Raw genomic sequence first — 13,106 nt, forward strand, 5'->3', positions numbered from 1 at the left:
TCCTTATTCTACTACTGTTTGTTCCGTCTCTTTTGGTATCTTAATAACTCTTCCTTCTACTGCATTTACAAAATACTCTTCAGTTGTTCCATCTAATAATTCCACAAGGATATGCCATGTTGGTGCAAAAACTTGTGTCTCTGTAAATTGCGCTAAAGTGGAATATCCCAAGTCTATTTCTATTATCTTAGAATCTGGTTTTAAAAGCGAGTTATCATACAACCTAGTAATTGCCTGTACGTGGGTCAATAATTTCTGCGCTACATTATAATCTTCTAAGTCATCAAGAATAGTCTGTTCATAACCAATAAGCTCATTCTCGGCATTCCAGTGAACAACTAGCTTTGCATTGGTATTATAGTAAACGAGTCTTTTGTTTACCTGCTGGAATAATATAGCTGATTTATTCTCTTCATCAATTTCCCATACGCCATAGGAAGAGCCTTGTATCACTTGCTCCTGTACAATTTTTTCTAAAGTATTTTCATCTGTTATTTTTATAGGTTCTTTAAAGGTACTGACTAATTTATAACTAGCACTTATTTCTATTGTTTGATTGTCCAATTCTTCTATTTCTTCTAGACTAAAATTATGGACGTTACCCGACACATAAAAAGCCTCTTTAACCTCGTTATCCGTTTCCAAGATTTTAATATTGTCTAGATAAAGTTTTTCCTCGATGGGTGTATCGTTACGTACACCTATTTGTTGGGACTCATTATAGCGGTTCAAATATAATGAAAGTAAAAATACATTTAAGATAGAAAATACAATGATGAATATAGTCTTTGTTTTATTCCAATCCAAACTTGGCACCTCCCAACAAATCCGGAGATACTCGAACCCAGCTTCCGCTCTCCAAATAGTACCAAGAAGGTTCCAAATTGAATAAGGATTGATCATCATCTCGAGATAAATAATATCCTATTACAAGATCATCAATGGAACTTATATTAACATCTGTTTTAGTAGAAAGAAAATTATAGATTGCCTGTCCTGAGGTCATAGCTACTTCTCTTGTTCCTAAAGGAATAGCAACATTCAGTGAGTAATAGGGCCTAAAGTATCGATATACTCGGTCAACTCCCCAATACTGTGATATTTCTGTTAAGGTATCTCTACTAAAAACTGGTAGGCCTGCAAAATATAATTGATAGTTAATTTGTCGAGTGGCGGTATTCATTCGAAAATAGCGATAGTCATCTGTCCAGCCGTTATGTTCATTAACAAAATTCAAGCTATTTTGAATGAGATCAACAGGATTTGCTGAACTTTCATGCTCTGAAGCAGGATGAACATAGTTTAAACTTTTATAAGAGAAATTTATATTCATTAATGCACTATCATCTGTGTATTGTTGTTCACTCATACTGACCGAATTACTTCTAACTAGACTTGGATTGTTGAAGAGTGCATCTTTGAATTTATCTGTTTCAACCTCTTTGATCGAATAATTATAGCTTAAAATATTTTCCGGTATTGAGGAAACGTAAAGCGATAATTTGTTGTCTCTTACAATTTCATTAAACACTTGCATTGTCTCTGCCTGCTCTAAAATACGCTCGGTAAATGCTAGTTTGTCGACGTTTTCTGCAGTTGCCGAGTATATTTTCTGCTGTGATGTGCTTATAAAATACAGAGTCATACTATCTGGACTATCGTTATTCCAATCTACTATTAACCGATTGACATATACTTCTGGAAAATTTCGATTCGCAAAATTTAATATGTTACCAAATATTTCAATAGGAACATCGGCTGTAAAAAAGAAACTTGCGCGATTAGGGTTTTTGATGAATTCGTTTATTTGATCAGTATTTACTTTATTGCTAGCTAACTCCACCGTTTGAATTTCCCAGGTTTTCATTTTTTTTATCACGAAATCTATTGGTTGGTTTGCAAAAGAACCTTTTAGCGCATTATCTTGACTTATAATCATCCGATAAGGTCTAATAGTCTCTTCTAAACTCTTTTTTTTAGCGATAGAGATATCTACAATGTCGGCTTCATTTGTTGGAATGACTGGAGTGTAAGTCCATACTGAAAAAGTTAAAGTAAAGCTGAGGAGAATAAGTAAGATTAAAACAATCGACTTTACCTGCTCAATATATTTCAATCCCACTCACCTTCCTCGTCCGTCAAAATATCCAATGTGAAGAAAACAGTCGTTCCATGTCCTTCTTCGCTTTCTGCCCATATTCTACCTCCGTGGGCCTCAATCATTTCCCGGGCAATTGCTAAGCCTAGCCCTGTACCTCCCATAGATCTTGCCCTTGCCCGATCTACTCTATAAAAGCGATCAAAGATTCTATCTACATTTTCGGAAGGAATTCCCATACCATCATCGGATATCATTACTCTTAAAATTGAATCAGTTGCCACTACTCCAAATCGTATGTTCCCACCGTCCGGAGAATATTTAATCGCATTTGAAATTATATTATCTATTACCTGTGTTAATTTATCTGTATCGATATCCACATAATATGCATTATTGGAAAGTCTACGAACAAATGTAACATTCTCCGATTTGGAGAGTTCAAACCTATCGATTATCCGGTTGAAGTACTGATTGAAATTAACTATCTCTCTGTTCAAATCATAATCTCTACTATCCATTTTAGATAATTGGAGTAAATCATTTACAAGTCTTATCATTCTATGGGTTTCTGTTTGAGTTACTTGTAAAAAAGATGGAGCAATCTCTTCATCTTTCCAAGCACCATCAGCCAATGCCTCCAAGTAACTACTCATTGTAGTAAGAGGTGTACGTAATTCATGTGAAACATTCGCTACAAATTCTCTTCTTTCCATTTCCACTTTTTCTTGCTCTGTATTATCGTGTAATACTGCGATTAAACCGTTAACGAAGCCAGTTTCTTTCTGAATAACTGAAAAATTGGCACGTAAAATAAACGGTCGTTCACTGGAACTTAAATCCAAGTTAAGTGCATCTTTTAAATGTATTAAATCTTCAAATGAGTGTTCGGAGTCTATTCCAAGTACCGATATAATCGGACGATTTAATACCATTTCCCTTGGTATACGCAATAATCTAAGAGCAGGATCGTTTATTAAGATAACTCTACCCTTACGATCAGTTGCCAATACTCCATCTGTCATGTTGGTTAATACGGAGGCTAGCTTTCTTCGCTCTGCTTCCGTTGTAGATTGAGATTCTTGCAGTCTATTCGTCAGATGATTAAAAGCAATTGCCAGTTGTCCGATTTCATCACTACCATATACCCGAACTTTCCTGGAAAAGTTACCTTTTGCCATGGCTTGAGCTTGTCGTCTCATATCGGAAATTGGACGTGTAATTGTCTGGGCAATTAGTATTCCTAATATAACGGTAATAACTAAAGCAACCGCCGTACCGCCAGCAAGAATTTTATTTATTTCATTCATCTGTCCAAAAACATTTTCAATATTAGATTCTATATATAATGTTCCAACTACCTCGCCCTTTGAAATAATAGGCGTGGCTAAAATCCAAATTCTATGGCCGCTTTCTCGATCAATCGTTAAATTGTCAAAAGGTGCTTTTGCGGTAATGGATGTTCGAACTAAGTCATCCATTGATTTTTGACCTACTATAGATTGATTGTTTGAATCGGAGGTTGCCAAAATCTGATATTTAACATCTATTACACGAACTTCTTTAATATCAGAAGAATTAAGATCATACAAAATAGAACGTAAACTTTGTTCTTTTGTTTGGTCTTCTTCGCTTCTTATTTTAATTATTTCTTCTCTTGCACTATATTCTAACAAGCTAACACGGTCAGTAATTGATTCTTGGAAATTCTCTCTTAACTTCTTCTCTAGCTCACGAACAAAATATAACCCAATAATTTGCATCGCAATAACGATCAGCAATACATAAATCACCACAATCTTAACGTGAATTGATTTAAAATACCCAACCTTGTGCATTCTTTCTACTCCTGTTCAGGGCTTCTTAAGTAGTAGCCTACGCCTCTTCTAGTTACTATCCATATTGGATGACTTGGATTATCTTCAATTTTTTCACGTAATCTTCGAATTGTTACATCTACTGTACGGACATCACCAAAGTAATCATACCCCCATACAGTTTGTAGTAAATGTTCACGAGTCATGACTTGTCCTATATGTTTTGCCAAGTAATGCAATAGCTCAAATTCTCGATGCGTAAGCTCTATTGTTTCTTCCCTTTTTAACACCAGATACGCATCTGGTTGAATAGTCAGTGGACCAATAACTATTTCATTTGTCAATACTTCTGCATCCTCTTGAATAGTTTGGTGTCTACGCATATTTGCTTTAACTCGAGCGATTAATTCTCTTGTACTAAATGGTTTTGTAACATAATCATCTGCACCTAGCTCTAGTCCCAGCACTTTATCTATCTCTGAATCTTTTGCAGTCAGCATGATAATAGGAAAATCATATTTTTTTCGAATTTCTCTACAAACTTCCATTCCATCTTTGTTAGGAAGCATAATATCTAATAACATTAAGTCTGGTTGATCCTCTTCTACCTTTTTTAAGGCCTCATCACCATTATATGCACAGGCTACTTGATACCCTTCTTTTTTTAAGTTAAATTGCAGTATATCTGCAATTGGTTTTTCGTCATCTACAACTAATATTTTCTTACTCATTTTTAGTCCCCCTAATTCTCGTATTCTATATTGAACTCAATTGAATTATTTTTAACAATAATAATATTAACTTTAACATTGTTTTAGGCTTCATGCATCTCTCAAGAAGCGATGGTGCTATAGTTCGACTTACTTTGACAAATTATTTCCCAGGAAATTCATAAAAAAGAGACAGTCCATATTGCGACTGTCTCCTATATATTATTTATTTAATACAGTTAAAGGATCAACATTAACACCATTTTTTTCCACTTCGAAATGTAGATGTGTTCCTGTAGAACGCCCAGTACTTCCCATTACACCAATTTTAGTGCCTGTTGGGACTACTTGCCCTACTTCCGCTGTAATAGAAGAAAGATGTGCATACGTTGTTTTGTACCCATTTTGATGATCGATGATTACACGGTTGCCATATGTACCATCCCAACCAGCTGCAACTACAATTCCGTTATCTGCCGCTTTTATCGTAAAACCACTTGGTCGTGCAATATCGATACCTTCATGTTGACGGCCCCAACGATATCCCATTTTACTAGAAATATATCCCCCTTCAGCTGGCCAAGCAAATACACCCGAGCCGCGTGAAGGAATTACTTTCGTTCCTTTTAATACAATATGCTCTTTTGGTTCTACAAGAATTTTTTCTTCTACAATAGATTGACCAACTTGCACTCCATTCTCTTTGCGAATTAAGTAAGTTGCCTCTTTTTGACCATCCGAACCTTCTTGTTTTACCTTCGTATCACCTTTATACATATCCTCTGTTTCTTCTACTTTTTTCGTATGTATTATGGCTTCTACTGCCTTTTTCTCATACTGTACTTCTATATTAATAAGTGGTTTTAGAACTGTTACATTTAACTCTTGACCTATTTGTAATACGGTAGAATCCGTTACACCAGGATTAAGTGCTATAAGTTCTGCAGATGTTAAATTATGCTTATTAGCTATAGTTCCTAAAACATCGCCTTCTGCCACAGTATATAACTCTTTTTCTAATGTTCCTTCTAAAAGTAGTTTCACAGCATCGTCTGGTGAAACAATCCGATTAGGAGCTGTGTCTACTGTAACTCCTGATACTTTTTCTTTTAAGATTAAATTAGCAATACGAGTTTCATTTTCCTTTAACTTGGGTAAAGATTCACTAGTATTATTTCTAGCTTCCAGTGTGTTCAGCTCTTCTTCTGAAACAAAATGTAACTTTAGTTTTCTTAAAGCTTCATCGTAAGCCTCTAAGTCTTTGACGTAGACTGCCATCTCGTCATTGATCGATAATGCAAATGCTTTTGCCTCTACTTCTATTAAGCCATCCAGCTTTTGAAGTGTAGTCTCGTCATTTGTATTGGGAGTAAATACTTGTTCTGGTACAACCGATAAATTAGATCCAGCTGTTAAAGTCATGTTTTTAAACTGGGAGCTAGATTCTTCAATCTTTTTGTCGAGCATTGATTGTATTTTGGTTTGATCCGAAATAGCCCCTACATATTGACCATCCGTATATATATGGTATATTTCTTTTAATGTATTGCTTTCACTTTCTTTTGCAAAAGCCATATTAAACGAAATACTTGAGATAAGTAAAACTGATACGGCTGCTTTTTTCACCATATTTGACTTTCCGTTTGAAAGAACATCCAGTTTTGATACCTTTTGTTCCTCATTCTTACTTTTCAAAAACATGATAAAGCCCCTTCCAAACTATCTGTAAAATCTTCAATCATTTTCATGCTTCTCTAATTTAACATATTTGAAATGAAGATGTGTAGCTTTCTAGACGGTTGTAAAGAAACTGTAGTATTGGTTCCATATATTACATTATTTTTTCAATTTATGGAAATATATAATCGTTTTTACCTAATAATTCGATTTTTATAAATTAGTTTTCTCCAAATTATTCATATTTTATACATAAAGCAGTAAAAATCTTTGTTATATTTGTCATAATAGAAGATTCACATAGTGAAGCTTTTTCAAATTTCTACATTAACAGACAAAAAACCGTCAAAAAGCTTATGCTTCTTGATGGTTTTTTTTGTTCACTATTTCCAAACACTTGTAATGATATTAGTTTGGGTACGATCTGGTCCAACTGAGAAGATGGATATTTGTACTCCTGTAAGTTGAGAAATACGCTCTAAGTAATGACGAGCTGTTTCAGGAAGTTCATCTAAAGATTTACAGTTAGTAATATCTTCACTCCAACCAGGCATTTCTTCATAAACTGGTTCACATTCACTTAAAATACGAAGATTAGCTGGATATTCTGTAATTAATTCACCTTTATACTTATATGCAGTACATAATTTAACTGTATCTAAACCAGTCAATACGTCAATAGAGTTAACTGTTAAATCAGTTAAACCACTTACGCGTCGAGCATGTCTAATTACTACTGTGTCAAACCAACCAATACGACGTGGTCTACCTGTAGTTGTCCCATATTCTTTACCAACTTCACGGATTTGATTTCCTATTTCATCAAATAACTCCGTTGGGAAAGGACCATCACCTACACGTGATGTATATGCTTTACAAACACCTACTACATGGTTTATTTTTGTTGGACCTACTCCCGCACCAATTGTTACTCCACCAGCTACTGGATTTGAAGAAGTTACAAATGGATAAGTACCTTGATCGATATCCAACATAACTCCCTGTGCACCTTCAAATAGAACACGACGACCATCATCTAATGCGTCATTTAATACTTTTGAAGTATCCGTAACATATTTGGCGATCTCTTGCCCATAGGTATAGAATTCTTCTAAAATTTCCTCTGAAGTAAATCCTTCTGTTTCGTAAAACTTCTCAAACATTCTATTCTTTTCTTGTAAGTTAAGTTCTAATTTTTCTTTAAACACTTCATAGTCCAGAAGGTCAGCAATACGGATTCCAACACGTGCAGCTTTGTCCATATAAGCCGGTCCAATACCTTTACCTGTCGTACCAATTTTATTTGCTCCTCTGCGAGCTTCTTCCACTTCATCTTGTTTTAAGTGGTATGGAAGAATAACATGTGCACGATTAGAAATACGTAAGTTTTCGGTTGTTACTCCGCGTTCATGCAATCCTTTTAGTTCTTTCACAAGTGCTCTAGGATCTACTACCATTCCGTTTCCTATAACAGAAATTTTATCTTTATAGAAAATTCCTGATGGAATCAAGTGAAGCTTGTACGTTTCTCCTCCAAAAATAATTGTATGACCTGCATTATTACCGCCTTGGTAACGTGCAATTACTTCTGAGTTTTCGGATAGAAAGTCTGTGATTTTCCCTTTACCTTCGTCTCCCCATTGTGTTCCAACTACTACTACTGATGGCATTTGCCAGCACCTCCGTCAGACATTTCATATGTCCTGATTCAAACAGTGTAATTGTACCAATCTAAATGCACTTAGTCAACTGATTTAACACAAAAACACGAACACAAAATGCACTATTACATTTATTGTTCGTGTTTTTAACATCAAGTTCTGTCATTATTAACTATTATTTAAAAGTACTTACCAAAAAGCTTAGACACTTGCATATTTACGCTGGGGGTGCTGCTTGGTGTTGACTCCAGTCGATGTTAACGAATTTGTTAAACTCTTTAACAAACGCAAGTGTAACAGTTCCAGTTGGACCATTACGTTGTTTAGCAATAATAATCTCTATCATGTTCTGATTTTCTGTTTCTTTATCGTAATAATCTTCACGGTACAGGAAAGATACAATATCTGCATCCTGCTCAATAGATCCAGATTCACGTAAATCAGACATCATCGGTCGCTTATCTTGACGTTGCTCAACTCCACGGGATAACTGAGACAAGGCAATTACAGGGACCTGTAATTCACGAGCTAATCCTTTTAAGGACCTGGAAATTTCCGAAACCTCTTGTTGTCGGTTAGCTTGGCTGCCTCCACTACCTTGAATTAACTGTAAATAATCAATCAAAATCATCCCTAAACCAGACTCTTGTTTTAATCGACGACACTTAGCACGGATTTCATTTACCCGAATACCCGGAGTATCATCAATATAAATACCTGCATTTGATAGACTTCCCATCGCCATTGTAAGCTTACGCCAATCCTCGGTTGTAAGTGCTCCTGTACGAAGTACCTGTGCATCTATATTCCCCTCTGCACAAAGCATACGCATAACTAACTGTTCCGCACCCATCTCTAAACTAAAAATTGCTACGTTTTCATCTGTTTTAGTCGCTACATTTTGCGCAACATTCAGAGCAAATGCTGTTTTCCCTACAGAAGGACGGGCAGCAACAATGATCAAATCATTTCTTTGGAAACCAGCTGTAATTCTGTCTAAATCTCTAAACCCTGTCGGTATACCGGTAACATCGCCCTTTCGTGTATGAAGTTTTTCTATATTATCGTATGTTTCCACTAAAACGTCTTTAATATGCTCGAAATCACCAGCATTTTTTCGGCTTGCGACTTCCATCATTTTTCTTTCGGCTTCAGCTAATAATGCTTCTACTTCATCTTCCCTAGTAAAACCATCTTCTACTATGGTAGTAGCTACACGTATTAAACGACGTAAAATAGATTTTTCTTCTACAATTTTGGCGTAATATGCTATGTTGGCGGCGGTTGGAACTGCATTGGCAATTTCACTAATATATGAAATTCCCCCTACATCTTCTAGCTCTTTTTTTGCAGAAAGTTCTTCCGTTACGGTTACAACATCTATTGCCTTACCTTTATCACTTAAATGAAGCATAGTCTGGAATATCTTCTGATGTGCTACACGATAAAAATCTTCAGCGAGCAAGATTTCTCCAGCGGTAATTAATGCTTGTGGTTCTAAAAATATTGCCCCAATGACAGATTGTTCGGCTTCTTGGTTATGCGGCGGTACACGGTCCAACATTGGATCGCTCATTGACCTCTCTCCTTACGATTCTTCTGCAACAAGAACTTTTAATGTCGCTATAACTTCATGATGAAGTTTTACAGGGACGTTCGTATATCCTAATGCTCGAATTGCGTCATCTAATTCCATTTTGCGTTTATCTAATTTAATACCATGCGATTTCTCTAATTGAGAGGCAATTTGTTTCGTTGTAATTGAACCAAAAAGTCGACCGTCATTTCCAGACTTTGCTTTTAACTCTACTGTTAATTGCTCTAATGTTTCTTTTAATTTGTTTGCTTCTGCTAACTCTTGAGCCGCTTCTTTTTCAGATTTTTTCTTTTGCCCTTCAAGAGCACTTAATGCAGCTGCATTTACTTCTACTGCTAATTTGTTTTTTAGTAAAAAGTTATGAGCATAACCATCTGCTACATTTTTGATCTCGCCTTTTTTTCCTTTACCTTTTACGTCTTTTAAGAATACTACTTTCATTCTTCATTTCCTCCTTCAATTGTATCTGTAATTGCATTTTTTAGTAGTAATATTGCTTCGTCTATCGAGGTATCTTCCAACTGACAGGCGGCATTAGTTAAATGCCCTCCACCATTTAGTTTTTCCATAATAATTTGAACATTGATATCACCTAATGATCGGGCACTGATCCCTAACGTGGAATCACTTTTCCGCCCTATCACGAAAGAAGCTGCCACATTATTCATCGTCAACAAAATATCCGCTGTTTGAGCAAGCAATACCTGACTATAAGAGACGTTTTCCATGCCGTTTGCAATAGCAATGCCATCTCTAAAAAACTCCACATTTTGGACTATTTTAGAGCGTTCAATATAAGTATCAATGTCTTCCTTCAACATTCGTTGAACGAGAATTGTATCTGCACCATGCGTACGTAAATAGGATGCCGCTTCAAATGTTCTTGCTCCTGTACGTAGGGTAAAGCTTTTCGTATCTACAATAATACCAGCGAGCATAGATGTTGCTTCTAACATGGATAACTTTTCATTTTTCGGTTGATACTCAATTAGTTCAGTTACTAATTCTGATGTAGAGGATGCGTATGGTTCCATATAAACAAGCATCGTATTTGAAATAAATTCTTCTCCACGTCGATGATGATCAATCACAACAATCTTCTCTGCCTTTTGAAGAAGCTTTTCATCAATAACTAAGCTCGGTTTGTGTGTATCTACTACCACCAATAAAGTTTTATCTGTAATTTTGCTTATTGCTTCTTCTGGGCTTATAAAACGATTATACAACTCCGGTTGTTCCTTAATCTCATCCATTAAACGAATCACGCTATTGTCTAACTCATTAGTGTCCAATACAACGTAGCCTTCTACTTTGTTCATCCCAGCCATTTTTCTTACCCCAACAGCTGAACCAATTGCATCCATATCAGGCATTCTATGCCCCATTACAAACACTTGGTCACTATCCTGTATTAAATCTCGCAGAGCATGTGAGATCACTCTAGCTCTTACACGCGTCCGTTTTTCTACTGGATTTGTTTTACCACCATAGAACTTCACTTTTCCACTTGTATGCTTGATGGCAACTTGGTCTCCACCGCGTCCTAATACTAAATCTAAGCTAGACTGAGCTAGTTCACCAAGTTCAACTAAGGAAGTGGATCCTGCGCCAACACCTACGCTTAAAGTGAGGGAAAAGCCAAATTTAGAAGTTGTTTCTCTTATATCATCCAATATGGAGAATTTACTTTTTTCTAATTCTACTAAAATGGATTCATTAAAGACAGCTAAAAAACGATCCGAAGAAATCCGTTTTACATAAATACCGTATTTAGCTCCCCAATCGTTTACACAAGAAGTAACGATGCTATTGAGTCTTCCTCGTGTTTGATCGTCCATCCCCTGTGATATTTCATCGTAATTATCTATAAACAACACACCAATAACTGTTCGATCTCCATAATATAACGATTCCATTTCTACTTGTTCCGTTATATCAAAGAAATACAGAAGTTTTTCTTCGGCTTTGTAAAATACTTTATAATTTTTATCATCTAAAGAGATGATCATTTCTTTTGATTCTTCTTGTTTCTTAAGCTGTTGAAAATCCTTTGATATAGAAAGAAGCTCCTCACCAATAATCGTATCGAATGGAAGCTGCTGCGTCATGTATGGATTTGCCCATTCAATGATGTAGTGTTCATTTATGAGTAGTATCCCAATTGGCATTTCTAATAAGGCTTCTTCCCCTACCTTTTTCATCCGATAGGAAAGAGTTTCAATATGTTTTTCTGTCTCCTCATATACACGCTGTTCAATAATCCACGCATAGATAAATACACCAATTACCATTAGAGCGAATAACAATCCAATCAATGTGTTGGTAGACAGTAATAAATAAGTCGCAACCCCACTAAGTAGTAAGAACAGTATGAGTGGATATCGAATTGGCCGTTTCCTAAAAAAAGATGCCACCAGATCAGCTCCTTACTTTTTGTATCTGTCTTTTATAAATCCTCTTATATTAAATCCTAAGTCTAATACCCCTACTATAATAGTAAACATGTACAGCGGAACTGCAAAACATGTTGCAAGTATCATTAACCATTTGGACAATCCTTTTACACGAAAATAGTAGTGTATGAAAGAAACCCCTTGTAAGAACAAGAGTACTCGTAATATTAAAGCCGCATTAACAAATACTAAATATCCAAAAGTTCCTACTTCAAATGTAACAAGCAACGAGAAAATGGATACGATTAAATAATACCACAACACCGCTTTTGGTAATCTAAAATCCATGAATTTAGAAAACTTAGGCACATCTAATTTCAACCTTTTTAATAGTGATAGGTTAATGATTAAATATAGCCAAGCACTGATGAACACCAGTCCAATAATATAACTAGGCATAACAGATTCAATAAGAGATATTATTTGTCTAACTAACTCATCATACCCCTCCGGCACTTGACCAACGACAGACATAATATTTCCCAGTTGTTCGTAGTATACTTCAAGGGTTGTGATAAATTGCTTCAAAACATTCATATTGAAAAATAAATTTGATATTATGTATTGTACAGCCGAGATTAAAAGTAAAAATATGCCGGTAGTCATCAGCATATAAAGCTTTGACTTTTTAGCTTGAATCAAGTCTCCTATAATAAAACCTAATGGAGGGACTAATAATCCAAAAATTAATCCAGAAACTCCACCAATTATAAAAGAAAGTAAAATTGCAATTGTCGTTACAAATGCAGCATGTTTTCTTTCAAACTTTGCACTGTACCAAGCAAGAGGTAATGGAACAATGAATAAAGTTAAAAATCCGAGTACTGGAACGGTAAAAGACGTTCCCAACAAAATAGCGAAAAGTGCAATCGTTATAAATCCATACTTTAAATAATTAGTTTGATTTCTTTGCATTTAGGAACCTTCCTTTAATGTAATCATCTATTTATTGTAACAGATTGTTTACAACAACTAAAATTCGACATACTGTAGAGAAAAATTGAAAATGTCTATATAAGCCTTGAAAAGCGTCAGAAGAATTACCGTAAAGGCTTCTTTCTTAGAGGAAAGCCATTTTTAAACAATTTGAATA

At 35.5% G+C, this 13,106-nt stretch carries 10 protein-coding genes; all 10 read right to left on the reverse strand.

From position 1 onward, the window contains the following. Window positions 1-3: 3 nt before the first annotated feature. On the reverse strand, window positions 4-807 hold the full coding sequence (locus ACQCPR_RS19825) for a two-component system regulatory protein YycI (RefSeq protein ID WP_427137866.1): 804 nt from the start codon (window positions 805-807) through the stop codon (window positions 4-6). Then, on the reverse strand, window positions 794-2,122 hold the full coding sequence (locus ACQCPR_RS19830) for a YycH family regulatory protein (protein ID WP_427137867.1): 1,329 nt from the start codon (window positions 2,120-2,122) through the stop codon (window positions 794-796). The genes ACQCPR_RS19825 and ACQCPR_RS19830 overlap by 14 nt, the downstream gene beginning before the upstream one ends. Then, entirely contained in the window at window positions 2,113-3,936 is a 1,824-nt protein-coding gene (gene walK / locus ACQCPR_RS19835; protein ID WP_427137868.1) for a cell wall metabolism sensor histidine kinase WalK, read from the reverse strand. Before walK ends, ACQCPR_RS19830 begins: the two co-directional genes overlap by 10 nt. Before the next feature lie 5 nt (window positions 3,937-3,941). Continuing rightward, entirely contained in the window at window positions 3,942-4,646 is a 705-nt protein-coding gene (gene yycF, locus ACQCPR_RS19840) for a response regulator YycF (RefSeq protein ID WP_427137869.1), read from the reverse strand. Between the two features lie 201 nt (window positions 4,647-4,847). Further along, a complete protein-coding gene (locus ACQCPR_RS19845) occupies window positions 4,848-6,326 on the reverse strand; it encodes a peptidoglycan DD-metalloendopeptidase family protein (protein ID WP_427137870.1) in 1,479 nt (492 codons plus the stop codon). 359 nt (window positions 6,327-6,685) lie between these two features. Beyond that, window positions 6,686-7,972 (reverse strand): adenylosuccinate synthase, encoded by a 1,287-nt coding sequence (locus tag ACQCPR_RS19850; RefSeq protein WP_090567362.1) that lies wholly within the window; start codon window positions 7,970-7,972, stop codon window positions 6,686-6,688. A gap of 208 nt (window positions 7,973-8,180) precedes the next feature. Then, window positions 8,181-9,539, reverse strand: a complete 1,359-nt coding sequence (gene dnaB / locus ACQCPR_RS19855) for a replicative DNA helicase (protein ID WP_093495563.1) — start codon at window positions 9,537-9,539, stop codon at window positions 8,181-8,183. A 12-nt stretch (window positions 9,540-9,551) separates the two neighbouring features. After that, window positions 9,552-10,001, reverse strand: coding sequence for a 50S ribosomal protein L9 (rplI, locus tag ACQCPR_RS19860; RefSeq protein ID WP_090567356.1), 450 nt, complete (start codon window positions 9,999-10,001; stop codon window positions 9,552-9,554). Beyond that, window positions 9,998-11,974 carry a DHH family phosphoesterase gene (locus ACQCPR_RS19865; RefSeq protein ID WP_427137871.1) on the reverse strand — a complete coding sequence of 659 codons (1,977 nt, stop codon included), beginning with the start codon at window positions 11,972-11,974 and terminating at the stop codon, window positions 9,998-10,000. The genes rplI and ACQCPR_RS19865 overlap by 4 nt, the downstream gene beginning before the upstream one ends. A gap of 12 nt (window positions 11,975-11,986) precedes the next feature. Next, complete coding sequence (locus ACQCPR_RS19870; protein ID WP_427137872.1) at window positions 11,987-12,928, reverse strand: YybS family protein; 942 nt, start codon at window positions 12,926-12,928, stop codon at window positions 11,987-11,989. Window positions 12,929-13,106: the final 178 nt, after the last annotated feature.

It is taken from the genome of Psychrobacillus psychrodurans, from assembly GCF_050209195.1.
GTDB lineage: Bacteria > Bacillota > Bacilli > Bacillales_A > Planococcaceae > Psychrobacillus > Psychrobacillus psychrodurans.

Excerpts from the sequence above, each read along its gene's own strand:
- walK (WP_427137868.1), bottom strand. The coding sequence starts at position 3,936 with ATGCACAAGGTTGGGTATTTTAAATCAATTCACGTTAAGATTGTGGTG.
- yycF (WP_427137869.1), bottom strand. The coding sequence starts at position 4,646 with ATGAGTAAGAAAATATTAGTTGTAGATGACGAAAAACCAATTGCAGAT.
- ACQCPR_RS19845 (WP_427137870.1), bottom strand. The coding sequence starts at position 6,326 with ATGTTTTTGAAAAGTAAGAATGAGGAACAAAAGGTATCAAAACTGGAT.
- ACQCPR_RS19850 (WP_090567362.1), bottom strand. The coding sequence starts at position 7,972 with ATGCCATCAGTAGTAGTAGTTGGAACACAATGGGGAGACGAAGGTAAA.
- dnaB (WP_093495563.1), bottom strand. The coding sequence starts at position 9,539 with ATGAGCGATCCAATGTTGGACCGTGTACCGCCGCATAACCAAGAAGCC.
- rplI (WP_090567356.1), bottom strand. The coding sequence starts at position 10,001 with ATGAAAGTAGTATTCTTAAAAGACGTAAAAGGTAAAGGAAAAAAAGGC.
- ACQCPR_RS19870 (WP_427137872.1), bottom strand. The coding sequence starts at position 12,928 with ATGCAAAGAAATCAAACTAATTATTTAAAGTATGGATTTATAACGATT.